General features: G+C 64.4%; 20 protein-coding genes. 10 read left to right on the top strand and 10 right to left on the bottom strand.

Annotated elements, in window-relative coordinates; all coding sequences use genetic code 11:
* Nucleotide 1 precedes the first annotated feature (1 nt).
* From XI06_RS41475 to XI06_RS41485, 3 genes are all read right to left on the bottom strand, one after another.
* Nucleotides 2-1,873: an extracellular solute-binding protein gene (locus XI06_RS41475; protein WP_271607911.1), complete on the bottom strand. Its 1,872-nt coding sequence runs from the start codon at nt 1,871-1,873 to the stop codon at nt 2-4.
* Nucleotides 1,874-1,887: 14 nt separating this feature from the next.
* Nucleotides 1,888-3,783 (bottom strand): extracellular solute-binding protein, encoded by a 1,896-nt coding sequence (locus XI06_RS41480; RefSeq protein WP_271607912.1) that lies wholly within the window; start codon nt 3,781-3,783, stop codon nt 1,888-1,890.
* 211 nt (nt 3,784-3,994) lie between these two features.
* Nucleotides 3,995-4,549: a c-type cytochrome gene (locus tag XI06_RS41485; protein ID WP_237863129.1), complete on the bottom strand. Its 555-nt coding sequence runs from the start codon at nt 4,547-4,549 to the stop codon at nt 3,995-3,997.
* Nucleotides 4,550-4,782: 233 nt separating this feature from the next.
* On the opposite strand from XI06_RS41485, the gene XI06_RS41490 reads away from it, so the two are divergent.
* Nucleotides 4,783-5,523 (top strand): 3-deoxy-manno-octulosonate cytidylyltransferase, encoded by a 741-nt coding sequence (locus XI06_RS41490; protein WP_237890269.1) that lies wholly within the window; start codon nt 4,783-4,785, stop codon nt 5,521-5,523.
* 21 nt (nt 5,524-5,544) lie between these two features.
* Entirely contained in the window at nt 5,545-6,402 is an 858-nt protein-coding gene (locus XI06_RS41495) for a prephenate dehydratase (RefSeq protein WP_237863131.1), read from the top strand.
* Nucleotides 6,403-6,557: 155 nt separating this feature from the next.
* Here XI06_RS41495 and XI06_RS41500 read toward each other — a convergent pair whose 3' ends face one another.
* Nucleotides 6,558-7,574: an LLM class flavin-dependent oxidoreductase gene (locus tag XI06_RS41500; protein WP_271607913.1), complete on the bottom strand. Its 1,017-nt coding sequence runs from the start codon at nt 7,572-7,574 to the stop codon at nt 6,558-6,560.
* Between the two features lie 393 nt (nt 7,575-7,967).
* Between XI06_RS41500 and metF the strand changes: the two genes are divergently transcribed.
* Both metF and metH read left to right on the top strand, forming a co-directional pair.
* Entirely contained in the window at nt 7,968-8,888 is a 921-nt protein-coding gene (metF, locus tag XI06_RS41505) for a methylenetetrahydrofolate reductase [NAD(P)H] (protein ID WP_237863133.1), read from the top strand.
* A 6-nt stretch (nt 8,889-8,894) separates the two neighbouring features.
* Nucleotides 8,895-12,746: a methionine synthase gene (gene metH / locus XI06_RS41510; RefSeq protein WP_271607914.1), complete on the top strand. Its 3,852-nt coding sequence runs from the start codon at nt 8,895-8,897 to the stop codon at nt 12,744-12,746.
* Nucleotides 12,747-13,008: 262 nt separating this feature from the next.
* Here metH and XI06_RS41515 read toward each other — a convergent pair whose 3' ends face one another.
* Nucleotides 13,009-13,638: a glutathione S-transferase family protein gene (locus tag XI06_RS41515; RefSeq protein ID WP_271607915.1), complete on the bottom strand. Its 630-nt coding sequence runs from the start codon at nt 13,636-13,638 to the stop codon at nt 13,009-13,011.
* 151 nt (nt 13,639-13,789) lie between these two features.
* Between XI06_RS41515 and XI06_RS41520 the strand changes: the two genes are divergently transcribed.
* Entirely contained in the window at nt 13,790-14,215 is a 426-nt protein-coding gene (locus tag XI06_RS41520) for a DUF6636 domain-containing protein (RefSeq protein ID WP_271607916.1), read from the top strand.
* Between the two features lie 92 nt (nt 14,216-14,307).
* Here the strand turns inward: XI06_RS41520 and XI06_RS41525 are convergent, their stop codons facing one another.
* A complete protein-coding gene (locus XI06_RS41525; RefSeq protein ID WP_237863137.1) occupies nt 14,308-14,610 on the bottom strand; it encodes an ArsR/SmtB family transcription factor in 303 nt (100 codons plus the stop codon).
* 61 nt (nt 14,611-14,671) lie between these two features.
* Between XI06_RS41525 and XI06_RS41530 the strand changes: the two genes are divergently transcribed.
* The 5 genes from XI06_RS41530 (at nt 14,672) to XI06_RS41550 (ending at nt 21,351) form a co-directional block, all read left to right on the top strand.
* Entirely contained in the window at nt 14,672-15,619 is a 948-nt protein-coding gene (locus XI06_RS41530) for a threonine/serine dehydratase (protein ID WP_271607917.1), read from the top strand.
* 120 nt (nt 15,620-15,739) lie between these two features.
* A complete protein-coding gene (locus tag XI06_RS41535) occupies nt 15,740-16,888 on the top strand; it encodes a BBP7 family outer membrane beta-barrel protein (RefSeq protein WP_271607918.1) in 1,149 nt (382 codons plus the stop codon).
* A gap of 751 nt (nt 16,889-17,639) precedes the next feature.
* On the top strand, nt 17,640-18,092 hold the full coding sequence (locus XI06_RS41540; protein ID WP_237863140.1) for a hypothetical protein: 453 nt from the start codon (nt 17,640-17,642) through the stop codon (nt 18,090-18,092).
* 6 nt (nt 18,093-18,098) lie between these two features.
* The gene (locus tag XI06_RS41545) at nt 18,099-19,487 is read left to right on the top strand and encodes a Dyp-type peroxidase (protein ID WP_271607919.1); all 1,389 of its coding nucleotides are present in this window, start codon (nt 18,099-18,101) and stop codon (nt 19,485-19,487) included.
* A gap of 16 nt (nt 19,488-19,503) precedes the next feature.
* Nucleotides 19,504-21,351, top strand: coding sequence for a di-heme-cytochrome C peroxidase (locus tag XI06_RS41550; RefSeq protein ID WP_271607920.1), 1,848 nt, complete (start codon nt 19,504-19,506; stop codon nt 21,349-21,351).
* 16 nt (nt 21,352-21,367) lie between these two features.
* Here the strand turns inward: XI06_RS41550 and XI06_RS41555 are convergent, their stop codons facing one another.
* The 4 genes from XI06_RS41555 to pimD all read right to left on the bottom strand — a co-directional run bounded on the left by XI06_RS41555 (nt 21,368) and on the right by pimD (nt 25,611).
* Complete coding sequence (locus tag XI06_RS41555; protein ID WP_271607921.1) at nt 21,368-21,961, bottom strand: GNAT family N-acetyltransferase; 594 nt, start codon at nt 21,959-21,961, stop codon at nt 21,368-21,370.
* Entirely contained in the window at nt 21,958-23,463 is a 1,506-nt protein-coding gene (gene glpK / locus XI06_RS41560; protein WP_237863144.1) for a glycerol kinase GlpK, read from the bottom strand. The genes XI06_RS41555 and glpK overlap by 4 nt, the downstream gene beginning before the upstream one ends.
* Before the next feature lie 106 nt (nt 23,464-23,569).
* Complete coding sequence (locus XI06_RS41565) at nt 23,570-24,343, bottom strand: SDR family NAD(P)-dependent oxidoreductase (protein WP_237863145.1); 774 nt, start codon at nt 24,341-24,343, stop codon at nt 23,570-23,572.
* 125 nt (nt 24,344-24,468) lie between these two features.
* Nucleotides 24,469-25,611: a pimeloyl-CoA dehydrogenase small subunit gene (pimD, locus tag XI06_RS41570; RefSeq protein WP_271607922.1), complete on the bottom strand. Its 1,143-nt coding sequence runs from the start codon at nt 25,609-25,611 to the stop codon at nt 24,469-24,471.
* Nucleotides 25,612-25,772: the final 161 nt, after the last annotated feature.

Raw genomic sequence — 25,772 nt, forward strand, 5'->3', positions numbered from 1 at the left:
ATTATTTCGCCTGCTCGAGCTTGGCGGCCTTGGCGGCATCGTACCACCAGTTCTCAGGCGCGCCGACGCCTTGCGCATATTTCGGCGGCTTGTCGGGATGGCTGAACTGATCCCAATAGGCGACGCGATGGAAATTCGCATACCATTGCGGCACCCAATAGCGCCCGGCGCGGAACACACGGTCGAACGCCCGGCACGCCGTGGTCAGTTCCGCTCTGGTCTGGGCCGCGATAATCTTGTCGATGAGGGCGTCGATGACAGGATCGGAGATCCCGGCGAGATTGTACGACCCTTTGGTCTTGGCAGCCTGCGAGGAGAAGAACGCCCGCATGGCATCGCCTGGCGTCGCCGACATCGAGAAGCGCTCGATCGTCATGTCGAAATCGAAATCCTCGAGCCGCGCCCGGTATTGCACGGCGTCCACCAGGCGGAAGGTGGCGTCGATGCCGAGCGTTGCAAGGTTCTTCAAATACGGCCCGTGATGCGGCTGGATCGACTGCTCGTCGTTCAGGAATTCGATCGTGAAGGGCTCGCCATTGGGCAGAATCCGCTTGCGGTCCTTGATGATGTAGCCCGCCGCGTTCAGCAACTCGCCTGCCCTGCGCAGCAGGGCCCGGTCCTGTCCCGACCCATCCGACACCGGCGGCACGAAAGGCTGGCCGAACACTTCGTCGGGCACTTTGCCACGGAAGGGCTCCAGCAGCGCGAGCTCTTCCGGCGAAAGCGGGCCCGATACCATCATGTCGGAGTTCTGAAACGGCGATTGCGTGCGCGCATAGGCGCCGTACATGATCGACTTGTTGGTCCACTCGAAGTCGAAGGCGCAGATCAGCGCCTCGCGCACGCGCGGATCCGCGAACTTGTCGCGGCGCGTATTGATGAACCAGCCCTGCGCGCCCGACGGGGTCTCGTCCGGCAGTTGCTCCTGCTTGACGCGACCGTCCTTCACCGCGGGGAAATCGTAGCGCGTGGCCCAGATGCGCGAGGTGAGCTCCTCGCGGAACAGGTAGTTCTTGCCGGTGAAGCCCTCGAAGGCGACGTCGCGGTCGCGGTAGAATTCGTAGCGCACCGTGTCGAAATTGTAGCTGCCGCGGCAGACCGGCAGGTCGGCGCCCCACCAGTCCTTGACGCGGTCGTATTCGATGTAGCGGTTCACCTCGAACCTGCCGACCTTGTAGGGGCCGGAGCCCAGCGGCGTGTCGAGCGTCGATTCATCGAAGGCGCGCGTGGCATAGTACGCCTTCGAGAAGATCGGCAGGCTCGCGACATAGAGTGGCACGTCGCGGGCGCGGTTCGGCGCAAAGGTGACGACCACCGTAGCGTCATCGAGCGCCTCGGCCTTCACGAAATCGCGGAGCTGTACGACGATCAGCGGATGCCCCTTGTCCTTCAGCGCATTGAACGAGAAGGCAACGTCATGCGCCGTGAGCTTCGAGCCGTCGTGGAAACGCGCCTCGGGCCTGATCGTGAAGGTGTAGGCCAGCTTGTCCGGCGAGATACGCACCGATTTCGCCGCCAGCCCATACATCGCGTCGGGCTCGTCATTGGCGCGCGCCATCAGCGCCGCGAAAGTCATGTCCATGCCCTGCGCGCCCTCGCCCTTCATGATGTAGGCGTTGAGCGAAGAAAACGTGAAATAGGACTGGTTGTAGGCCCGGACCGACGGGATCAGCGAAAACGCACCGCCCTTCGGCGCGTCAGGATTGACGTAGCCGAAATGGTGAAAGTCGGCGGGATATTTGAGATCGCCGAAGGCCGAAATGCCGTGGGCTTCGGCCGGCCCCTCGGACGCCGCTGCGCCACGGAGTGCGGCAGCGCTGAGCGCGCCGCCGACACCGAGGACCAGCACATGCCGGCGTGAAAGCTGCGCCATGCGCAATTGTTTCCTCAAGAGCGTTTTCCGATACGCGCCGCCTTGTCAGCGTCATACCACCACAGCGTCGGCAGGCCGGACCGGCCGTATTTCGGCAGCGGCTCGGCATGGCTGAAGCGGTCCCAGCGGGCGTAGCGCGTGAAGCCGTAGGTGAATTGCGGCACCAGGTAGAAATTCCACAGCAGCACGCGATCGAGTGCGTGGGTCGCTGCGACAAGCTGGGCACGGTCCTTGGCGTAGATCACCTTCTCGATCAACGCATCGATCGCGGGATTCTTGATGCCGATGGTGTTGCGCGCACCCGGCATGTCGGCGGCCTGTGAGCCCCAGAACTCGCGCTGCTCGTTGCCGGGCGAAAGCGACTCGCCCCATTGATCGATGATCATATCGAAGTCGAAGCTACGCAGCCGGTTCTGGTATTGCGCATCGTCGACGACGCGGATCGAGGTGCTGACGCCGATCCGCTCCAACGAGGGCTTGTAGAACAGCGCGATGCGCTCCGACGACGGGTCCTGCACCAGGATCTCGACCGAAAGCGGCTTTCCAGCGCTGTCGACCAGCTTGTGGTCCTTCACCTCGAAGCCGGCTTCCTTGAGCAGCCCTGCTGCCTCGCGCAGATTGGCGCGCACGGCTTCCGGGTTGCCGCCGACCGGATTCTGGTAGGCCGTGGTGAAGACCTCCGGCGGCACCTTGTCCTTCACGGCTTGAAGGATCTCCAGTTCCTGCCCCTGCGGCAGGCCGGAGGACGCAAGGTCGGTCCCCTCGAAATAGCTGTTGATGCGCTTGTACTGGCCGTAGAACAGCTGCTTGTTCATCTCCTCGAAGTCGAAGGCGTAGTTGAAGGCACGGCGCAGCCGCGCGTCCTTGAACTGGTCGCGGCGGATGTTGAAGGCGAAGGCCTGCATGCGGCCGGAATCGTTGATCGGGAATTCTTCCTTGAGCACGCGCTTCTCGGCCACGGCGGGGAAATCGTAGGCCTTGGCCCACTGCTTGGCCGAGTTTTCGGCAATCCAGTCGGCCTGATCGGCCTTGAAGGCTTCCAGCGCGACGAGGTTGTCGCGGAAGAACTCGAAACGCAGCTCGTCGAAATTGTTGGTACCGATCTGGCTCGGGACGTTGGCGCCCCAATAATCCTTCACGCGTTCGAGCTTGACCGAGCGTCCGGCCACGAATTCCTTGATCTTGTACGGGCCGGAGCCGAGCGGCGGCTCCAGCGTGGTCGCGCTGACATCGCGCTTGCGCCCCTGCGCATCGGTGCCTTCCCACCAATGCTTCGGCAGCACCGTCAGCTCGCCCACGATGGTCGGCAATTCGCGGTTGCCCGGCGCGTCGAAAGTGAACTTGACGTCACCTTCACCGACTTTCTCGGCCTTCACCACATGACGGTAGTAGGACGCGTACATGGGCGACTGCTTCTTGAACGTCTCGAGCGAGAAGATCACGTCCTCCGGCGTCACCGGCTTGCCATCGTGCCAGCGCGCCTCTTTCCGCAAGCGATAGGTCACCCAGGAGAAATCGTCCGGATGCTGCGCGGATTCGGCGAGCTCGCCATATTCGGTGGCGACCTCGTCCTGGGCGCGCGTCATCAAGGTTTCGTAGATCAGCGCCGCGGCCGGCGCGAGCGAGCCCTTGATGCCGGCAACCGCGAGGTTGAAATTGTCGAAAGTCCCGAGCGAGATCAGCCGCGCGACTCCGCCCTTGGGCGCGTCCGGATTGACATAGTCGAAGCGCTTGAAGCCGGCGGGATATTTGATGTCGCCGAACAGCGACAACGCATGGCGCCAAGGGAGTTCACCGGCCGATTGCGCCTCTGCCGTGCCGACGACGGGAACACCCGCCGCAGAGCCGAGGACGGGAAGCGCGGCAACGGCCGCGCCGGTGAGCAGGAGATCGCGTCGGGTAATGGCCAAATCAACATCCCAGTCTTGAAGGAGGTTACCCCTTTAAGTGCTCAATATAGGCGAGGTTTCGACGGAATATGTTGCTTTTTCCTCATCTTGGAAGGCCGGACGGCCCGTCAGATGCGGCCAAACGCCCCGATAACAACGCCGCGAGCCCCGGATATGGAAACGGCCAGGCTTTGGGGCCTGGCCGCACATTCCAAATTGAAACCGAAGAGCCTTATTTCGCCGCGGTCGGGAGCGGCTTCGGGCTGTCGGAGAGGCTGTTCAGATAGGCGATGACGTCGGCGCGCTCCGAGTCCTTCGGGATACCGGCAAAACCCATCGCGGTGCCGGGGATGTCACCCTTCGGGTTGGCGATGAACTTGTTCAGCTCGTCGATGGTCCAGGTGCCGCCCTTGGCCTTCATCGCGGCCGAGAAGTTGAAGCCGTTGCGGCCTTCGCCACGGTGATCGTCAACGATGCCAAAGAGGTTCGGACCGACGCGGTTCGGGCCCCCCTTCTCGAAGGTGTGGCAGGCGCCGCATTTCTTGGCGGCAGCAGCACCCTTCTCGACGGAGGCGGTCTGGAGCAGCTTTTCGATCGGCTCGGACGGGGCTGCGGCCGCGGCGGCGCCACCCTTGTCACCAGCTTCTTCCTTCACGGCGATCTCGAAGCCCGGCTTTTCCGGCATCTTGGGCGAGAACAGCGCCTGGGCGGTGAAGCTCGTCACCAGCAGAATGAGACAGGTGCCGAGCACAGCACCGAGAATCTTATTGAGTTCGAAAGAGTCCATTTCCGGCTAGGCCCCACACCGCAAGAAGGAATTAGCGGCCGGGCGGCCGCCAGGACGAGCCTCGGGAGAATCAAACGTTCCTTATTGTTTCCCCGAGTTTTGCCATTCAGATATCGGTTTGCCCGTGGTCTGGCAACCCGTATAAGCGACCCGGCTTCCCGCCCGTCCCCACCCCATTTCTCGGTGCGGAAAACGTCCCGTTTCCAAGCTCTTGAACCCAAGCCTTTGAACCGATGATCGATCCCCGCATCCTGGTGCTGATCCCGGCCCGCATGGCCGCCACCCGCCTGCCCGGCAAGCCGCTCGCCGATATCGCCGGCCTGCCAATGATCGTGCATGTGATGCGGCGCGCCGTGGCCGCCGGTATCGGCCGGGTTGCGGTGGCAACCGACACGGACGAGATCGCGTCCGTCGTGACCGCCCATGGCGGCGAGGCGGTGATGACCAGCCCCGCGCACCCCTCCGGCTCCGACCGCATCCACGAGGCCATGCAGAAGCTCGATCCTGGCGGCCAAGCCGAGATCGTGGTCAATCTGCAGGGGGATTTCCCGACGATTACGGTCGACAACATTCGTGAAGTGCTGCCGCCGCTGGAAGACCCTGCCGTGGACATCGCCACGCTGGCCTCGCAGATCCACACCGAGGAAGAGGACCTCGCCCCAAGCGTCGTGAAGGCGATTGGAACCTCGCTCGGCGGCAGGCGCATGCGCGCACTTTATTTCACCCGCGCGACCGCGCCGACCGGCGACGGACCGCGCTACCATCATATCGGCCTCTACGCCTATCGCCGCTTGGCGCTGGAGCGCTACGTTTCGCTGCCGCCCTCCCCGCTGGAATTGCAGGAAAAGCTCGAGCAGCTCCGAGCCCTGGAGGCCGGAATGCGGATTGACTTCACTATCGTCGATACCGTCCCCCGGGGTGTCGACACGCCTGCGGATCTCGAGACCGCCCGCGGCATCCTTTCCAAATCCTGAGCCGCTGCTACAAGGCCCGTCATGAGCAAGATGAAGATCGCATTCCAGGGCGAACCTGGCGCCAATTCCCACATCGCCATCGTCGAGGCCTATCCCGACGCCGAGCCGATGCCCTGTGCCACCTTCGAGGACGCGCTGTCGGCGATCTCCTCGGGAGAGGCCGACCTCGGCATGATCCCGATCGAGAATTCGGTGGCGGGGCGCGTCGCCGACATCCATCATCTCTTGCCGGCCTCCGGCCTCTTCATCATCGGCGAATGGTTTTTGCCGGTTCGCCATCAGCTGATGGCGATCAAGGGCACCAAGATTTCCGACATCAAGTCGGTCGAGAGCCATGTGCATGCGCTCGGCCAGTGCCGCCGCATCATCCGCAAGCTCGGTATCAAGGGGATCGTGCACGCCGATACCGCCGGCAGCGCCCGCGACATCTCCGAGCGCAAGGACAAGACCGTCGCTGCGATCGCCTCGCGCCTCGCGGCGCAGATCTACGGCCTCGACATCCTCGCCGAGGACATCGAGGACGAGGCTCACAACACCACGCGCTTCGTGGTGCTGGCGCGCGAGCCGAAATGGGCGGCGCAAGGCTCGGGAGCGCTGGTCACGACTTTTGTTTTCCGGGTGCGTAACTTGCCGGCCGCTCTTTACAAGGCACTCGGCGGTTTTGCCACCAACGGCGTCAACATGACCAAGCTCGAGAGCTACATGGTCGACGGCAATTTCTTCGCCACGCAGTTTTACGCTGACGTCGACGGCCACCCCGAAGACAAGGGCCTGGCGTTTGCGCTCGAGGAGTTGAAATTCTTCTCGCGCGAATTCCGCATCGTCGGCGTGTATCCGGGACATCCGTTCCGGGCGACGTTCAGCGAGACGCAGGATTAGTTGGTCGCCCCGGCCTGGTGCGCAATTGCGCACGGGAGCCGCGGCCCATAGCCACAGGGAGTGGTTGTCGGGCGGGCTGGCAACTCCGACTCTTCGTAAAACGATTGCTGCGGCGCATGGGTCCGGATCGGCGCGCGCTTGTCCGGGACGACGACCTAAGCTCCCTGCTTCTTCAGCCCAAACGCCTCCGCCAGCAGCGAATACGATTTCTTGCGCGCTTCGTGGTCGTAGACGGCGGTGATCACCATCAGTTCGTCCGGCCTGCTCGCCTCCATCAGCGGCTGCAGCTTCTTTTGCACGGTCGCCGGATTGCCGACGAACAGGCGCGAGCGGTTGCGCGCAATCGAGACGCGCTCGGAATCCGTATAGGGATAGGCCAGCGCCTCCTCGACGCTCGGCAGCGGCAGATATTGACCGCGGTCGCGGCGCAGACGGTTGAGATCAAATGACGCGGCGAGCTTTTCGGCCTCCTCGTCCGTATCCGCCGTGATGACCGCGACCGCGAGGATCGCATGCGGGGTCGCGCGCCAGGCCGACGGCTGGAATCGGTTGCGATAATGCACCATCGCATCGATCGCGTCGTGGGACGCAAAGTGATGTGCAAATGCGAAGCCCATGCCGACTTGCGCTGCTAGCTCCGAGGAATAGTCGCTGGAGCCCAGCAGCCAGATCGGCGGGAGCGGGCTGTCGTCGGGCATCGCGACGACGTTGTGATAGGGATGGCCTGCGGGGAACTCGCGGGTCTCCCACAAAATCAATTCGTGCAGCCGCTCCAGAAAATCGTCGCCCTCGCGACGGTCGAGCCGGCTGCGCAGCGCATAGGCCGTGGCGCCGTCGGTGCCGGGTGCACGGCCAAGGCCAAGGTCAATGCGGCCCGGAAACAACGCCTCAAGCATCTTGAAGCGCTCGGCTACCACCAGCGGCGCGTGGTTGGGCAGCATGACACCGCCGGAGCCGACGCGGATATGCTTCGTCACCGCCGCGATCTGCCCGATCATCACGTCGGGCGCCGGGCTCGCCACCGAGGCGAGGTTGTGGTGCTCGGCGAGCCAGTAGCGGACATAGCCAAGCCCGTCGACATGGCGCGCCAAATCGATGCTGTTGCGCAACGCCGCGGCGGGTTTGGTGCCTGTGGTGACGACGGAGAGGTCGAGGACTGAGAGCGGGATCATGGCCGGTTAACGTAGTGGAGGGCGGCGCGGCGGCAATGGGTCGACAGCGCAGGTCTGGCGTGTGCGGGCGGAGAGGCCGGGTGTCCTGCAACACGTAGGTTGGGACGATCCGGTCACTCGCGATGCAGAATTCACCTTGCCCACAGCACAGAGACGCATCTCGCTGGCAGAAAAATCGTTTTATATTATTGATATTATTACAGAATATTTCGTTATAAACAGCTTCCCACTCGAGACCTATGCACCGCAATATTGATGGCTTTTTAACGCAAAGTGGGCCACTTCCCATCTGCGATGGGCTGTCGGGGAATTCACCCTTGCCCTATCTTAGGCCCTCTCAAGATAGACCGCCGGCCGCCGGACCTTTGGTGAGCCCCTGGAGCGAGTGGTGCCATGACCGAGACGACGACGCCTACCCAGACCGACGGCCGCGACGGGCACCTGAGGCGGCCTGCGATCTCGTTCGAGTTCTTTCCGCCCAAGACGGAAGATATGGAGCGGAATCTCTGGGAGACCATCAATCGCCTCGCCCCGCTCGACCCGAAATTCGTCTCGGTGACCTATGGCGCCGGCGGCTCGACCCGCGAGCGCACCCATTCGACCATTTCCCGGATTCTCAAGGAGACCGCACTGCTGCCGGCCGCGCACCTGACCTGCGTGGGCGCGTCGCGCGGCGAGATCGACGAGATCGTCGATCGCTACCACGAGGTCGGTGTCCGCCACATCGTGGCCTTGCGCGGCGATCCCGCCGGCGGCATCGGCACGCCCTACTCCAGCCATCCGGACGGCTACCAGAGTTCTGCCGACCTCGTCGCCGGAATCAAGAAGCGGCACGCGGATATCGAGGTGTCCGTCTCGGCCTATCCCGAGAAGCACCCTGAGGCGCGCGACTTCGACGCCGATATCGATACGCTGAAGGCCAAGGTCGACGCCGGCGCGACGCGCGCGATCACCCAGGTGTTCTTCGACAACGACCTCTACTTCCGTTATCTCGACCGCGTCCGCGCGCGCGGCATCAACATCCCGATCGTGCCGGGCATCATGCCCATGCACAATTTCAAGCAGGCGCGCAATTTCGTCACCCGGGCCGGCACCACCGTGCCGGATTGGTTCGCCGCGAAATTCGAAGGCCTCGATAACGACGCCGAAACCCGCAAGCTGGTCGCCGCGACCGTTGCGGCCGGCCAGGTGCAGAAACTGGCAAAGCACGGCGTCGATACCTTCCATTTCTACACCATGAACCGCGCCGATCTCGTGTTCGCGATCAGCCATTTGCTCGGCATCCGCGCCAAGAGCGCGCAGAAGGCGGCTTAAGACACCATGACCGTATCCCCCTCGCCCAAGCGAACCGCCCTGATCCACGCTGCGCGCGAGCGCATCCTCGTGCTCGACGGCGCCATGGGCACGATGATCCAGAACCTGCAGTTCGACGAGGCGGCCTTCCGCGGCGAGCGCTTCAAGAACTTTCATCGCGACCTGCGCGGCAACAATGACCTGTTGATCCTGACCCAGCCGCAGGCGATCGAGGATATCCACGCGGCCTATTTGCGCGCCGGCGCCGACATCGTCGCGACCAATACCTTCTCGACCACCTCGATCGCGCAGGCCGACTACGATCTCACCGACATCGTCTACGAGATGGCGCGCGACGGCGCCCGCCTCGCCGGCAATGCCGCCCGGCGCGTCGCCGCCGAAGACGGCAAGCCGCGCTTCGTTGCGGGTGCGATTGGTCCGACCAACCGCACCGCCTCGATCTCGCCTGATGTGGCCAATCCCGGCTACCGCGCCGTCACCTTCGATGATCTGCGCAAATCCTATGGCGAGCAGATCCGCGGCCTGATCGATGGCGGCGTCGACCTGCTGCTGGTCGAGACCATCTTCGATACGCTGAACGCCAAGGCAGCGCTCTATGCGATCGCCGAGATCACCGAAGAGCTCGGCATCGACATGCCGGTGATGGTGTCTGGCACCATCACCGACAAGTCCGGCCGCCTGCTCTCGGGCCAGATGCCGGAGGCGTTCTGGAATTCGGTGCAGCACGCCAAGCCCGTCACCATCGGTTTCAACTGCGCGCTCGGCGCTGAAGATTTGCGCGCGCATATCGCCGATATCGGTCGCGTCGCGGACACGCTGGTCTGCGCCTATCCGAACGCCGGCCTGCCCAACGAATTCGGCCAGTATGACGAGACGCCGGAGTACATGGCCCGTCTCGTCGGCGAGTTCGCCCGCGACGGCCTCGTCAACATCGTCGGCGGCTGCTGCGGCACCACGCCTGATCATATCGCGGCGATCGCCGCCGCTGTCGCCCCGCACAAGCCGCGCATCGTGCCTGAGATCGCACCGAAGCTCCGACTCTCCGGCCTCGAGCCCTTTGTGCTGACGGATGCGATTCCGTTCGTGAACGTCGGCGAGCGTACCAACGTCACGGGTTCCGCCCGCTTCCGCAAGCTGATCACGAACGGCGACTACACCGCCGCTCTTCAAGTCGCACGCGACCAGGTCGAGAACGGCGCGCAGATCATCGACGTCAACATGGACGAAGGGCTTCTGGATTCGGAAGCCGCGATGGTGACCTTCCTCAACCTCGTCGCCGCCGAGCCGGATATCGCCCGCGTCCCTGTCATGGTCGACTCGTCAAAGTTCTCGGTGATCGAAGCCGGCCTGAAATGCGTGCAGGGCAAGCCGGTGGTCAATTCGATCTCGATGAAGGAAGGCGAGGACAAGTTCATCCACGAGGCCAAGATCGCGCGGCGCCACGGCGCGGCCGTGGTCGTGATGGCGTTCGACGAGGTCGGCCAGGCCGACACGTTCGCGCGCAAGACCGAGATCTGCAAACGTGCCTACGACATCCTGGTCAACCGGGTCGGCTTCCCGCCCGAGGACATCATCTTCGATCCGAATATCTTCGCGATCGCGACCGGCATCGAGGAGCACAACAATTACGGCGTCGACTTCATCGAGGCGACGCGCTGGATTCGCCAGAACCTGCCGGGCGCGCATATCTCGGGCGGCGTGTCGAACCTGTCGTTCTCGTTCCGCGGCAACGAGCCCGTGCGCGAGGCCATGCACTCGGTGTTCCTGTATCACGCCATCAAGGCCGGCATGGACATGGGCATCGTCAATGCCGGGCAGATGATCGTCTATGACGACATCGATCCCGAGCTGCGCCAGACCTGCGAGGACGTCGTCCTCAACCGCGACCCCGGAGCCTCCGAGCGCCTGCTGGCACTCGCTGAGAAATTCCGCGGCAAGAAGACCGAAACCAAGGAAGCTGATCTCGCCTGGCGCGAATGGCCGGTGGAGAAGCGGCTGTCGCATTCGCTGGTGCACGGGATCACCGAGTTCATCGAGCAGGACACCGAGGAAGCCCGCAAGAATTCCTCGCGCCCGCTCGACGTGATCGAGGGACCGCTGATGGCCGGCATGAACGTGGTCGGCGACCTCTTCGGCGACGGCAAGATGTTCCTGCCGCAGGTGGTGAAGTCGGCGCGCGTCATGAAGCAGGCGGTGGCCTGGCTGATGCCGTTCATGGAGGAGGAGAAGGCGCGCAACCTCGCCAATGGCGTTGGCACCGAAGGCTCGAGCTCCGCCGGCAAGATCGTGCTCGCGACCGTGAAGGGCGACGTCCACGATATCGGCAAGAACATCGTCGGCATCGTGCTCCAGTGCAACAATTACGAGGTCATCGATCTCGGCGTGATGGTGCCGGCCGCCAAGATCGTCGAGACCGTGAAGGCGGAGAAGGCCGACATCGTCGGTCTCTCGGGCCTGATCACGCCCTCGCTCGACGAGATGGCATTCTTCGCCGGCGAACTGCAGCGCGAAGGCCTGAAGCTGCCGCTCTTGATCGGCGGCGCGACGACGAGCCGCGTGCATACGGCCGTGAAGATCGACCCGAGCTATCGCGCCGGGCCCGTCGTTCACGTCAACGACGCCAGCCGCGCCGTCGGTGTCGCCTCCTCGCTGCTCTCGCCTGAGAAGCGCGAGGCGTATGCTGCCGAGGTGCGCGCCGAATACGCCAAGATCTCGGAGGCGCATCTGCGCGCGCAAGCCGACAAGAAGCGGCTGAAGCTGGCTGACGCCCGCAAGAACCGCGTGCCGGTCGATTTTGCCAGGAGCAAGCCGGTGAAGCCGACCTTCCTCGGCATCAAGAGTTTTGACGACTACGATCTCGCCGAGCTCGTGCCCTATATCGACTGGACGCCGTTCTTCCAGACCTGGGAGCTGGCCGGCCGCTTCCCCGCGATCCTCAAGGACGAGAAGGTCGGCGAGGTCGCGCGCTCGCTCTATGACGATGCGCGCAAGATGCTCGACACCATCGTGAAGGAAAAATGGTTCCGCGCCCGCGCCACCGTCGGCTTCTGGCCGGCGAATGCGCAGGGCGATGACATCGTGCTCTATGCCGACGATACCAGGACCAAGAGCATCGCGACGCTGCACACGCTGCGCCAGCAGCTCGAGAAGCGCGAGGGCCGTTTCAACGCCGCGCTCTCAGACTTCGTCGCACCCGCAGGCGTGCCCGACTATGTCGGCGGCTTCGTCGTCACCGCCGGCATCGGCGAGGATGCCGTCGCCGACCGCTTCAAGATGGCCAACGACGACTACTCCTCGATCCTGTGCAAGGCGCTGGCCGATCGCCTGGCCGAAGCCTTCGCGGAAGCCATGCATGCCCGCGTGCGCCGCGAGTTCTGGGCCTATGCGCCCGACGAGGCGCTCTCCAGCGAGGATCTGATCCTCGAAAAGTATCAGGGCATCCGCCCCGCGCCCGGCTATCCCGCGCAGCCCGATCACACCGAGAAGGCCACGCTGTTCGAGCTGCTCGATGCGGAAGCGACCGCCGGCGTGAAGCTGACCGAAAGCTTTGCGATGTGGCCGGGCTCATCGGTGTCAGGGCTCTATTTCGCCAGCCCCGAGAGCTATTATTTCGGCGTCGGCAAGATCGAGCGCGACCAGGTCGAGGACTATGCCGCACGCAAGGGCTTGAGCGTGGCGGAGACCGAGCGCTGGCTCGCGCCGGTGCTGAACTACATCCCGTCGCAGCAGGGAGCCGACAAGGCGTTCAAGGCGACCCCCGCGAACGACGAGACGTCGAGCGACCTCGCCTCGCATCCGCCCGGCTGCACCTGTGCGGTGCATCTGGTCTGGCAGAAGAAGCGCGCGGGGGCGGGATAAGCGCTCCCGAACGCAAGAGGCGAAAACAACCCCATGCACAGTAGGGATGGGGTTGCAGCGCCCGGTGTTTTTTCGATATTACCGAAAAATGCTTGCTCCGTCGGGCAAAACACCTGTATAAGTGCAAAATCGGGTGTCTCGCCTGATATCGTCATTCCGGGGCGCGCGAAGCGCGAGCCCGGAATCCATTTATCCACGTCACCGGTCGCGCGATGGATTCCGGGCTCGCGCCAAGTGGCGCGCCCCGGAATGACAGCCCGGCCTACCCCTTCGGCGGCGCCAGCGGCTGCACGATGTCCTTGAACGGCGCCAGCGCCTCGCAGCGATCGGCATGGGCCGCGAGCGCCGGATAGCGCGCCGCGTCGAACAGGTCGGGGTGCGCCTCGCGGGTGAAGCGGACGACGCAGGCCACCGCAATATCGGCATGACCTATGCGCGTCCCCAGCCAATACGGCGTCGTCACCTTGGCGCGCTCGGCTTCCAACACCCCAAGCACGTCGCCGATCTGCGCCCGGCAGCGTTCGACCCATAGCGCGAGCTGCTCCTTCCGCAGCACGCGCTCATAGAGCAGGCTGACCGCCTTGTCGCCGAGGCCGGTCGCGAGCGCGCAGATGCGCAGGTGCTTGCGCCGATCGACGCCGTTTCGCGGCAGCATCGCCTTGTCAGGCCCGACGAGCTCGTCGAGATAATCCAGGATGATCGTGCTCTCGATCAGAGCCTCGCCATCATCGAGCACCAGCGTCGGCACGCGGCGCAGCGGATTGTACGGCGCGATCTTGTCGGCATCGCCGAAGGTCGACCACGGCTTGTGCTCGAATGCGAGCCCGTAAAGCCGCAGCGCAATCGCGACGCGGCGGACGAAGGGGGAATCATATTGGCCAATCAGGAACATGGTTCTCGCTCTTCTCTGGCATGGGATAAGGCAGGGCCGATCAGTTCATCGTCATTGCGCGGGATGCGCAACAAATATCTTGGAAGGAGAGCATTGCACACAGCGCAACAACGCGGAATCAATGCAACGCCGACCCAACGGGAATCCTGTCATGTTATTGCGATCATTCACCGTGCTCGCCCTGCTCGCCGTGGCAACCCTCGCGCGCGCGCAGGACCGTCCGATTGGCTTCCAGATGCCGTCGAAGAACATCGCCTGCCAGGTCTTCGCCGACAACGGCCAGGACACACTTCGCTGCGACATACTGACAATCGACACGCCGCCGCGACGGCCGCCGGACTGCGAGCTCGACTATGGCCACGCCTTCGCGATGACCGCCAGGGGTGACGCCAGGGGCGGCTCCGCGCGCATTTGCGCCGGCGACACCGTCGTGGACCCATCACTGCCGGTGCTCGCCTATGGCGAGATATGGCAGCGCGCAGGATTCACCTGCCGCTCGGAACAGACCGGGCTGACGTGCTTCAATGCCATGCAGCACGGGTTTTCGCTGGCGCGCGGGAGGCAAGAGGTGTTTTGAGAAAATTATGTAGCCCGCATGAAGCGGAGCGGAATCCGGGTCCGCTGTCCCGGATTGCGCTCCGCTCCATCCGGGCTACGAGACCACTCGCCTCACAGCCCGTCCCGGATAGCGCGCTTCAAGGCCGCGATCGCCGTCTCGTCGCGCTTGTACATGGTCCATTGCTTGATGCGCTTGGCACGCACCAGTTTTGCCGATGTCAGCACACGCATGTGCTCGCTCACGGTCGGTGCGCTGACGCCGAGCTTCTCGGCGATTAGCAGGCCGCAGACACCGTCCTCGACCAAGTCGCCGTCGACCTGCGCCCGAAAATGCCGCCGCGGATCCCGCAGCCATTCCAGGATCTGCAGGCGCCGCTCGTTGGCCAAGGCGCGCATCGCGGTTGCAAACTTCATTTAGCCATTTTGCTAAATACCTAATTGATGTCAACACCCTGATACGCTAGCATTCACCGCCATGACAGCACCATCAGACATCACCCGCGAGCGGATCGCGGCGACCGAGGCCGTCATCCGTCCGCACATCCGCCGCACGCCGCTGCTCCGGGCCGATCTCGCCGATTTCGGCCTGCCGGCGGCGCCCGTCATCTTCAAGCTCGAAATGCTGCAGCATTCCGGATCGTTCAAGGCGCGCGGCGCCTTTGCCAACCTGCTGCTGCGGCAGGTGCCGCAAGCCGGAATCGTCGCCGCATCCGGCGGCAATCACGGCGCGGCCGTCGCCTATGCGGCGCAGCAGCTCGGGATTCCCGCGACGATTTTCGTTCCTGACATCACCTCGCCGGCCAAGGCCGAACGGATCAGGTTCTATGGCGCCGAGCTCGTGATCGCAGGCAACCGCTATGCCGATGCGCTCGCGGCCAGCGAAGCGCAGTTGGCGCGGACCGGCGCGCTTGCCGTTCACGCCTACGACCAGGCCGAAACCCTGCTCGGCCAGGGCAGCGTTGGACTGGAGCTGGAGCAGGACGCGCCCGATATCGACACGCTGCTGGTGGCCGTCGGCGGTGGCGGGCTGATCGGCGGCATTGCGGCGTGGAGCGCGGGCAGGACGCGCATCATTGCCGTCGAGCCCGAGCTCTCGCCGACCCTGCACGATGCGTTCGCAGCAGGCGCCCCGGTCGATGCGCCGGCGGGCGGCCTCGCCGCCGACAGCCTCGCGCCGCGGCGCGTCGGCGAGTTGATGTTCCCGATCGCGCGCGCGCATGTCGAGCGCGTCGTCCTCGTCAGCGACGATGCGATCCGGCAGGCGCAGAACGCGCTGTGGTCGACCTTGCGCCTCGTCACCGAGCCCGGCGGCGCGGCCGCGTTTGCAGCGCTGCTCTCCGGCCGCTATCGTCCTTCGCCTGGCGAGCGCATCGCGGTGCTGGTCTGCGGGGCGAATACGACGGCGGTGAACTTCGACAGCTAGCGGCGTTTCGACAACGAGGCTTTGCGGCAACAGCCGCAGGTTTCCTTCGTGGCCCTGTCCACTCCGCCTTGCCGAACAGAATCGCGCATGGTTCAGTCCGCGGAACCTTGGGGACGGCAGATGAATCGACGGGCGGTAGCGGTCGGCGTGGCATTTGCGGCCATCGTGCTGGGGAGCGGCGCATTCGCCGCCGACCTGCCGCTCAAGGCGCCGCCGAAAGCGGTCGATTTCAATCCGTTCTGGGCCGAGGCCGACTATCTCGCCTGGAGCGTGACCGGGGACAAGCTGCCGGCGCTGGTGACGACGGCGCCGGTCGGCACGCCGCTGGGCACAGCCGGCGTGCTCGGGCAGCCGACCACGACCGTGCTGTTCGGCAATTCCAGCGTCAACAATGACTGGCGCTCGGGCGGACGCATCACCGCCGGATACTGGTTCGACCCGCAGCGGAGCCGCGGCGTCGAGGCGTCATTCTTCGGGTTGGAGAACGCTTCGACCGGCTTTGCCGCCAATTCCGGTGCCACTCCGATCCTGACGCAGCCTTTCACCAACGCGCTGACGGGACTTCCCGACGCGTTGATCGCAAGTTTTCCAGGCGTCTTCACCGGCAGCGTCAACGCCAACGAGACATCGCACCTGCTCGGCGCCGGCGCGCTCTATCGCCAGGAATTCGGCGCCTGGAACGGGCAGCGCATCAGTGCGCTGATCGGCTATCGCTACTTACGCGCCTCCGACACGCTGTGGATCACCGGCACCTCGACCAGCCTCGCCTTCGGCGACTTCACGTCGACAGACAATTTCAAGGCGGCGAGCAACTTCCACGGCCTCGACCTCGGCCTCGCCGGCGACTGGCGCAATGGCCCGTGGTCGCTGGAGTGGCGCGGCAAGGTCGCACTCGGCGCAAACCTCAACACCGCCGACGTTGCGGGCTCGACGATTTCGACGATCGCCGCGGTCACCACGACGGTGCCGGGCGGCTTCCTCGCGCTCGCCAGCAACAGCGGCCATTTCTCGCAGACCAAATTCGCCGCGGTGCCGGAGCTGTCGCTGAAGGCGGGCTATGAGATTGCGCCCGCCTGGCGTCTGACCGTCGGCTACGACGTGCTGTACTGGACCGGCGTGCAGCGCGCTGGCGGGCTGATCGATACCACCATCAATCCGAACCTGATTCCGCCAGGACCGCCGGCGGGCCCGACCCGGCCGCTGCCGGTGATGAACACGACGAACCTGCTCGCGCAGGGATTTAGCGTCGGCGTGCGGTATAATTATTGAGGCCGACGTAGGTGCGCTCCATCCGGGCGACAGTTTAGCCACAAGCTCAAGCGTCATCCTGAGGCGCGTACCTCCAGCGACAACCGCTTCGCGGTTGCGCGGGGATGACGGCGGAGCGTGCGGCAGCACTGGATTGCTTCGTCGCAAGAGCTCCTCGCAATGACTGCGTGAAGACAGCTGCCGTCCATCACACCCTTCATTGCGAGCGCAACTCGCAATGACGTTTTGGGTACGGCGTGCCCGCCATTTAGGCGACGTGGGCACGCTGTCGCTTTGCCCACCCTACGAGAGCTGCGTCAGCGGTGAGTCTCGCGGAATAAGCGCAAGTATCAATCACGTCCACCGCACTCGGAGGGTGGGCAAAGGCGCACAGCGCCGTGCCCACCATCTCTGCGCAATTACGATAAGTGGCTGCCGCATCCTCGTCATTGCGAGCGCAGCGAAGCAATCCAGAGTCTCTCCGCGGAAAGAGTCTGGATTGCTTCCGCCCTCGCCAAGGCTTCGGCGGACAAGTCGCTGCGCTCGCAATGACGGTGGGGAAGCAGTGCTGCACTATTTCATGATGGCATATGCCTCGCCGCTTCGCGCATCGCGCCGCGGCTTGAATGTCGCAGGCGATGCGTGAAGCACGTCACACATTGTAGTTGCAAACATGATAGTATGCCTACGCGAAGCAATCAGGGGGACGTATGCAGCCACGCCGCGATTGAGCCGTTCGCAACGGCTCAGGCGGATAACAGGAGGAATTGCCATGTCCGTTGTACTGACCATGGGTAAGATCAGCGCCATCACCGCAATCACCAAGATCCTTCCCGATCATGCCGACGCGTTACGCAGGACCCTCCAGGGGCTGACCGCCGCAAACGGCGGCAAGATCTCGTCTCTCGGCACCATCCATATCGTGCGCTGGGTCATTTTCGACAATGACACGCGCTTGTTGTTCGCGACGAATTTCGACGGCGACGTCGAAGACTATATGCGCGATTTCGCCGAGCGTGCCCCCGACGGGATCGACGCGATCTGGGGCCATTGCGAAGGCTATCCGGGCGCGCGCGATTATCCAAAGCTGCGCGATTACATTCTCGGCAGCGCCATCGAAACCACCGGCTATTATTGCGCCTATCCGAACTCCACCGTTGCCGACATCAACAAGGCGCTGGACTGGAAGGGCAAGTTCGACACATTCCTCGACCAGATCGGTTGACGGACAATGCCTGCCCCATCCGATGCCAGCGAGCTGGATCGGAACGATATCCAGGGCATGGCGATGCGGCCCTATCGCTTCCCGTTCGCGCGATATCATCTGCTTGATGTGAGCGATCCGGCGCGAGCCCGGCAATGGTTCGGTGGCGTTGCCGGGCGATGCACGACCGTGGCGGGTCTGGACGCATCGCCTCCACTCGCCTTCAACGTAGCCCTCTCGTGGCAGGGGCTGTCGGCGATCGCTACGCCACAGCCGAGCCTCGCGAGCTTCCCACAGGAATTCCAGCAGGGAATGGCGGCGCGCGCGGATCGGCTCGGCGACGTCGGCGACAGCGCTCCGGCGCGGTGGGACGCACCGTTCGACAAGCGCGTGCATGCGCTCGTCGTGGTCAGTGCGATGACCTCTGCGGACCGCGATGCCGCTTCGGCAGCATTGCTGTCTGATATCGGCGATAACGGCCTGAGTGCGCTCGCTGCCATCGATGCGCAATTGCTGCCCGGGCCGGATGGCCAGCCCGTCGCGATCGAGCACTTCGGCTACCGTGACGGGATTACCCAACCTGCGATCGAGGGCAGCGGGGACCCGCTCTTGCCCGGCGCGGGCGTCCCTGATGCAGGCGGTTGGCGCGCCCTGAGGGCGGGTGAGTTCGTCCTCGGACAGCGTGACGAGACCGGTGCCGTTCCTGACTTGCCCAGCCCGGCAAGCCTGAGCCGCAACGGCAGCTTCGTGGTGTTGCGCAAGCTTCACCAGCATGTCTTTGCCTTCAGGGATTTTCTGCGGCGCTCCGCCGGCGAGGAGATTGACGTCGCACGGCTGGCGGCAAAGATGATGGGACGCTGGCAAAGCGGCGCGCCGCTGGCCCTGGCCGCAGAACGGGACGACCCTGGTCTCGCTGCGGACGCCAGTCGAAATAATGACTTTACCTATCTCGACGATTTGCGCGGGACGAATTGCCCGATCGGGGCCCATGTGCGCCGCCTCAATCCGCGCTCGGGATTATCAGGTCCGAATGGTGCATCCGTCCATCGGCATCGGCTGCTGCGCCAGGGCTTGCCCTACGGCGCGCGCCTGCCTGCGGACGCCGCGGCCGACGACGGTGCCGCGCGCGGCGCCATCATGTTGCTTGTGAACGCCGACATCGCCCGTCAATTCGAGTTCGTGCAGAAGGTCTGGATCAACGATGGCGACTTCGCCGGCCTCGGAAACGACAAGGACCCTGTTATCGGCGGCAATGACGGGAGCGGAAGCTTCACGATCCCGCGTGCCGGCGCGCCGCGGCGTCGATTGCAGGGCCTGCCGGCGTTCGTGAGCACGCGCGGCGGCGAATATTTCTTCCTGCCTGGCATCGCGGCGCTGCGATCATTTGCCGAGTCCCTTGCGAACACAGCCTCATGATTGATTGGAGAATACAATGGCGTGGAAACCGAATTCCATCGTCGGCTCGCTGTCCCTGCTCTTCTCGGTTGTCGTTGCCGCTGTTATCGTGATCGCGGGCCTGGTGGCCTATCCCTATGTCGCCAAGGTCTATGACGGCATCAGGGTGAAGTTGCCGGAATATCCAGCCGTGCAGAAGACCCGCTGGCTCGACCAGAACTGGACCGATCAGCGCGACTGGGTTCACCACGCCGATCAGGGTACGGCGACCTTCCACATCCCTTACGAATGGTTCATGGCCCTCGAGCAGCCGGAGATGTCGCTGACGTCGGTGGGACTGCTGAGCGACCCTGTCTACCTCGACCGTTTCGGCTTCATCCCCGATGCGGCCGATCCCAAGCTCGGATTGCCCGTGGGCATGGCGCGCGGCAAGGCGATGGTCGATGCCACGGCACAGCCTTGGAGGAATCCGCGGGCCCCCTATGCCGACATGACACGGATCGGGCTGACCTGCGCGGCGTGCCACACCGGGCGCTTCACCTATCAGGGCACGGAATTCCTGGTCGACGGCGGCCCTGCAATCACTGATCTCGGCAAGTTCCGCACCGCGCTTGGCCTCTCGCTGGCGTTCACGCGCTTCGTGCCCTACCGCTTCGACAGGTTCGCCGAAAGGGTGATCGGCGCAAACCCGAGCGAAGTGGAAAAGACCCAGCTGCTCGCGCAACTCGACAAGGTGCTGGCGCAGGGCAAGGGGCTTTCCGATCTCGATACCATGGTTGGCCCGCAGAGCGTGGTCGAAGGATACGGCAGGCTCGACGCGTTGAACCGCATCGGCAACGAGGTCTTCGCAGTCGATCTCAAGACTCCCGCCAACTATGCCGCCACATCGGCGCCGGTGCATTTCCCGCGCATCTGGGATGCCCCCTGGTTCGATTGGGTCCAGTACAATTCATCGATCGAACAGCCCATGGTGCGTAACGCCGGCGAAGCGATGGGCGTCTCGGCGATGCTCAACCTGACAAGCCCGACCGGAGGCTTTTACGTCTCGGGCATCGAGTTCTTGAACCTGGACAGGATCGAGAAATCGCTGGCCGGCAAGCAACCGAATGCAAGCACAGGCTTCACCGGATTGAAGTCGCCGCAATGGCCTGCCGAGCTTCCGCCCATCGACAAGACACGCGCCGGGCAAGGAGCGGCCCTCTACAAGGAGCTTTGCCAGGGATGCCATTTGGCGCCGGTGAGCAGTGCCGAATTCTGGACGTCCGACCGCTGGTCGCTGCCGGCAGGTCAAAAGGCGGAGCACTATCCGGGCGAGCGTTATCTCCGCCTCAACGTTGTCCCCATCACGCTTGTTGGCACCGACCCGGCGCAGGCAAAGGACATGCTCGATCGCAGGGTCAGCATTCCCAGGGAGCTCGAAATTGCCACCGACAATTTCGGCCCGGCGCTCGGTGCGGTCACCGAAAAGACCATCAAGCATTGGTATGACAGCCAGACACCTCCCGTCGCGCCAGAGAAGCGCGAGGAGCTGAACGGCTACCGGGAGAACGGCATCCAGGCGCCACTGGCCTACAAGGCACGTCCGCTCAACGGCATCTGGGCAACGCCGCCTTACCTGCACAACGGCTCGGTGCCGAACCTCTATGCCCTGCTGTCGCCGGCCAGCGAGCGGCCGACCAAATTCTACCTCGGCAACCGCGAATATGATCCGGTCAATGTCGGATATCGGACGGACAAATTGGAAGGCGGATTCGAGCTCGACACCAGGATCCGGGGCAACTTCAACACCGGGCACGAGTTTGGCAATGGCAAGGACGGCGTGATCGGACGCCTTCTGACGCCGGACGAACGGCGGGCGCTGGTGGAATATTTGAAGACGATGTGAGAAGCGCGGCCGCGTCTTACTTTATGATCGGCACGTGCTTCGCCGCGTCACGCGACACCGTGCCATCGAGCCGGGGATCATCCGCAATCTCGATCTGGCGGCGGAACGGGATGAAGCCGGAGCGCTGGTAGAACGCCACGGCCGAGGGGTGATCGAAGGTGCAGGTGTGCACCCAGACGCGCTGCACATCGCCGAACCAGGCACGCTCCATGGCGCGGTTCATCAGGAAGCGGGCGGCACCGGTGCCGATCAAGCTCGAAGTGACACCGAAATAGACCAGCTCGCATTGACCGGGCTGACGAAAGTCCAGCTCCAGCATGCCTTCGTCGCGGCCGTCGACGACCAGCGCGTAGACCTCGATGCCTGCGGCATGGATGATCGCGGCGAGCTCGGCGTCATTCATCTGCGCTCGCGAGGACCACAGCCAGTCCTCGCCGACGCGGCGGTAGAGATCGCGGTACCAGGCCAGCGCGGGCGCATCGACCTTGCGCAGCGACCAACCGCCGGGCGGATCGTCGCGGCGCGCGGGGCGCGCCGTCATCTCCAGATGGGTGACGACGGCGGCAATCTTGCCGGCCGGGATGTCGGAATAGCCGTCGGGGAGGATCACCCCTCCCCCTCGTCGCTCGCCAGCACGCCCTTCACCGCGCGCGCCCAGCCGGCAAGCTTTCGCTCGCGGGTGGCATCGCTCATGTTCGGCTTGAAGCGGTGCTCGAGCCGCCAATTGTCGGCGAATTTGGTCGGCTCGGGATAGACGCCGGCATTGAGGCCGGCGAGATAGGCGGCGCCGAGCGCGGTGGTCTCCTGGATCACCGGGCGATCGACCGGCGCATCGAGCAGATCGGCGAGGCGCTGCATGGTCCAGTCGGAGGCGGTCATGCCGCCATCGACGCGGAGCACGACGCTCGCCACCTCCGAGCTCGGCCAGTCCGCGCGCATCGCGGCCCAGAGATCGAAAGTCTGGTAGCAGACGCTCTCCAGCGCGGCATGGGCCAGCTCGGCAGGTCCGGTGTTGCGGGTGAGGCCGAACAGCGCGCCGCGGACGCGCGGATTCCAGTAGGGCGCGCCCATGCCGACGAAAGCCGGGACGAGATACACGCTCTGCATGGTATCAGACTGATCGGCGAGCGGTCCGGTCTCGGCGGCGTGCTTGATGATGCCGAGGCCGTCGCGCAGCCATTGCACCGCGCTGCCCGCGACGAAGATCGAGCCCTCGAGCGCGTAAGTGCGCTTGCCGTCGAGCTGGTAGGCGATGGTGGTGAGCAGCTTGTTCCTGGAGGCGACGGGCGTCGTGCCGGTGTTGAGCAGCGCGAAGCAGCCGGTGCCGTAGGTCGACTTCATCATGCCCGGGCGGAAGCAGGCCTGGCCGATGGTTGCGGCCTGCTGGTCGCCGGCGATGCCGCAGATCGCGATCGGCCCGCCGAACAGGTCCGGCGTGCTCTCGCCGAAGCGCGCGGAGGAATCCTTCACCTCGGGGAGCATCGAGCGCGGCACGCCGATGATCTCCAAGAGCTCGTCGTCCCACTGGCCGGTGTGGATGTTGAACAGCAGCGTGCGCGAGGCGTTGGTGGCGTCGGTGGCGTGCACCTTGCCGCCGGTGAGGCGCCAGAGCAGATAGCAATCGACGGTGCCGAACATCAGCTCGCCGCGGGCGGCGCGGGCACGCGCGCCGGGGACGTGGTCGAGGATCCAGGCGACCTTGGTGCCGGAGAAATAGGGATCGATGATCAGGCCGGTCTTCTGCGAGATCAACGGCTCGCGGCCGTCGGCCTTGAGCTTGGCGCAGATGTCGGCCGTGCGGCGGTCCTGCCAGACGATGGCGCGGTGCACCGCCTGGCCGGTGGCACGGTCCCACACCACGGTGGTCTCGCGCTGGTTGGTGATGCCGATCGCGGCAATATCCTTGGGCCCGATGCCGGCCTGCTCGATCGCCTCGCGGCAGACCATCACGGTCGAGGTCCAGATGTCCTCCGGCTCGTGCTCGACCCAGCCCGAGGCCGGAAAATGCTGCGGAAACTCCTGCTGCGCTTTCGCTGCGATGGAAATATCGCCGCGAAACACGATCGCGCGCGAGGAGGTCGTGCCCTGGTCGATGGCGAGGACGAAAGACATGGAGGCTTACCTTGGCGTTTTCCCTAAGGACGGGTCATTGTGTCCGCGCCAAAAGGAGCGGATTAGGGCGGCAAGGTCAATATCTCTCCGTCGTCCCGGCGAAACCCTACACCGCCGCCGTGGTGACGCCGCCGTCGATCACGATGGTCTGGCCGGTCATGAAGCTCGAGGCGTCGGAGGCAAGGTAGGCGACGGCGCCGGCGATTTCGTCGGGCTCGCCGATGCGGCGGAGCGGCGTGGTGGCGGTGCGGCGCTTGAGGTTGGCTTCGTCTTCCCAGAGCGCGCGGGCGAAATCGGTCTTGACCAGGCCAGGCGCGATGCAGTTGACGCGGACGCCCTTCGGGCCCCATTCGCCGGCGAGCGAGCGGCACAGCGCGAAGTCCGCGGCTTTCGAAATACCGTAGGCGCCGATCACGGTGGAGCCGCGCAGGCCCCCGATCGAGGAGATGATGATGACCGAGCCCTTGCCGCGTTCGGCCATCTCAGGGATCGCGAGCGCGGAGAGCCAGATGTTGCTCTTGACGTTCGAGCCCATGATCTTGTCGAAGGCTTCATCCGTGATGTCGAGCAGCGGGCCGTAATACGGGTTCACGGCCGCGTTGCAGACGAGGATATCGATCTTGCCGTAGTGCTTCGTCGCGCCCGAGATCAGCGCCTCGACCTCGTTCTTGCGCGCGATGTTGCAGGGAATGACGATGGCATCGCCGCCTGAGGCGTTGATGCCATCGGCGACTTCCTTGCAGGCGTCGGCCTTGCGCGACGACACCACGACTTTTGCGCCGAGCTTGGCAAGCAGCTCGGCCGAGGAGCGGCCGATGCCGCGGCTGGAGCCGGTGACGACGGCGACTTTTCCGGTGAGATCGAACGGGGTGTTTTTCATTTTTCTACTCCGATGCTTCAACGGCCTCCGTCATTGCGAACGCAGCGAAGCAATCCAGGATCTCTCCGCGGAGAAAGTCTGGATTGCTTCGTCGCAAGAGCTCCTCGCAATGACGGCAGGGGCGACTAGATCAACCCACCCGCATCGGCGACGCGGCGCTGGTGGTAGTCGGTGTCGCCGAAAGTGTTCTCGATCATGGTCAGGCGCTTGAAGTAGTGGCCGATCTTCGCCTCCATGGTCATGCCGATGCCGCCATGGAGCTGGATCGACTGCTGGCCGACGAATTTCAGCGACTTGCCGATCTGCGCCTTGGCCGCGGCGATGGCGTTGCTGCGTTCCTTGGCGTTCTCGAAATCACCAGCCATGGTCGCGAACATCGACATCGAGCGGGCCTGCTCGGCCGCGACGAACATGTCGGAGGCGCGGTGCTGGAGCGACTGGAACGAGCCGATCGCGACGCCAAACTGCTTGCGCGTCTTGATGTACTCGACCGTGGTCTTGAGCGACTCATCCATCAGGCCGACCGCCTCGGCGCAGAGCGCGACGCGGGCTTCGTCCACCACGCGTTCGATCAGCGCAAGCGAGTCCTCGGGGTTGCCGATCGCCGCATCCGCGCCGACCTCGACGCCCGTAAAGGTGATGTCGGCGGCGTGCAGGCCGTCCTGGGTCGGGTAGGACTTCCTGGTGACGCCCTTGGCGTCCGCCGGGACCAGGAACACGCCGATGCCGGTCGTGTCGCGGCGGTTGCCCTTGGTGCGGGCGGTGACGACCAGCGTGTCGGCGTTTTCGCCGTTGAGCACGACGAACTTCTCGCCGTCGATGACCCAGCCGTCGCCCTTCTTCTTCGCCGTCGTTGCGACGTCGAACAGATCGTAGCGCGAGTTCTTCTCGAGCTGGGCAAACGCCAGCGTCTTGCTGCCGTCGACGATCCCAGGCACATGCGCGGCCTTCTGCGCATCGCTGCCGGCGTGGCGCAGGAAGCCGCCGCCGATCACGACCGTTGCCAGATAAGGCTCGAGCACCAGCGCCTTGCCGAGCGCTTCCATCACGATCATGGTCTCGACGCCGCCGCCGCCGAAGCCGCCATCGGCTTCCGCGAAAGGCAGGCCGAGCAGGCCCTGCTCGGCGAGCTTGCCCCAGACGGCTTTGCTCCAGCCGCCCTTTTCCTTCATGTACTTCTTGCGCTGCTCGAAATCGTAGGAGTCGGTCAGCAGGCCGTCGATGCTGTCCTTCAGGAGCCGCTGCTCCTCGGTCAGGTCAAAATCCATGTTTCTCTCCAAATCGGCGGGAATTGCCCTGCCGTCGCTTCACCCTCAGACGTCATCCCCGCGAATGCGGGGATCCAGTAAACGCAACCGCCTGCCGTACCCACGACCGCCGCGGCGTACTGGGTCCCCCGCCTTCGCGGGGGACGACAGCGTCATTGTCG

This window comes from Bradyrhizobium sp. CCBAU 11434, from assembly GCF_028128895.1.
Taxonomy (GTDB): Bacteria; Pseudomonadota; Alphaproteobacteria; order Rhizobiales; family Xanthobacteraceae; genus Bradyrhizobium; species Bradyrhizobium zhengyangense.

Bases quoted from the DNA above. Each gene is read 5' to 3' on its own strand.
- metF (WP_237863133.1), top strand. From the start codon at position 7,968: ATGACCGAGACGACGACGCCTACCCAGACCGACGGCCGCGACGGGCAC.
- metH (WP_271607914.1), top strand. From the start codon at position 8,895: ATGACCGTATCCCCCTCGCCCAAGCGAACCGCCCTGATCCACGCTGCG.
- XI06_RS41535 (WP_271607918.1), top strand. From the start codon at position 15,740: ATGAATCGACGGGCGGTAGCGGTCGGCGTGGCATTTGCGGCCATCGTG.
- XI06_RS41500 (WP_271607913.1), bottom strand. From the start codon at position 7,574: ATGATCCCGCTCTCAGTCCTCGACCTCTCCGTCGTCACCACAGGCACC.
- glpK (WP_237863144.1), bottom strand. From the start codon at position 23,463: ATGTCTTTCGTCCTCGCCATCGACCAGGGCACGACCTCCTCGCGCGCG.
- XI06_RS41525 (WP_237863137.1), bottom strand. From the start codon at position 14,610: ATGAAGTTTGCAACCGCGATGCGCGCCTTGGCCAACGAGCGGCGCCTG.
- XI06_RS41490 (WP_237890269.1), top strand. From the start codon at position 4,783: ATGATCGATCCCCGCATCCTGGTGCTGATCCCGGCCCGCATGGCCGCC.
- pimD (WP_271607922.1), bottom strand. From the start codon at position 25,611: ATGGATTTTGACCTGACCGAGGAGCAGCGGCTCCTGAAGGACAGCATC.
- XI06_RS41475 (WP_271607911.1), bottom strand. From the start codon at position 1,873: ATGGCGCAGCTTTCACGCCGGCATGTGCTGGTCCTCGGTGTCGGCGGC.
- XI06_RS41515 (WP_271607915.1), bottom strand. From the start codon at position 13,638: ATGTTCCTGATTGGCCAATATGATTCCCCCTTCGTCCGCCGCGTCGCG.
- XI06_RS41545 (WP_271607919.1), top strand. From the start codon at position 18,099: ATGCCTGCCCCATCCGATGCCAGCGAGCTGGATCGGAACGATATCCAG.
- XI06_RS41530 (WP_271607917.1), top strand. From the start codon at position 14,672: ATGACAGCACCATCAGACATCACCCGCGAGCGGATCGCGGCGACCGAG.
- XI06_RS41550 (WP_271607920.1), top strand. From the start codon at position 19,504: ATGGCGTGGAAACCGAATTCCATCGTCGGCTCGCTGTCCCTGCTCTTC.
- XI06_RS41540 (WP_237863140.1), top strand. From the start codon at position 17,640: ATGTCCGTTGTACTGACCATGGGTAAGATCAGCGCCATCACCGCAATC.
- XI06_RS41485 (WP_237863129.1), bottom strand. From the start codon at position 4,549: ATGGACTCTTTCGAACTCAATAAGATTCTCGGTGCTGTGCTCGGCACC.
- XI06_RS41520 (WP_271607916.1), top strand. From the start codon at position 13,790: ATGTTATTGCGATCATTCACCGTGCTCGCCCTGCTCGCCGTGGCAACC.
- XI06_RS41495 (WP_237863131.1), top strand. From the start codon at position 5,545: ATGAGCAAGATGAAGATCGCATTCCAGGGCGAACCTGGCGCCAATTCC.
- XI06_RS41565 (WP_237863145.1), bottom strand. From the start codon at position 24,343: ATGAAAAACACCCCGTTCGATCTCACCGGAAAAGTCGCCGTCGTCACC.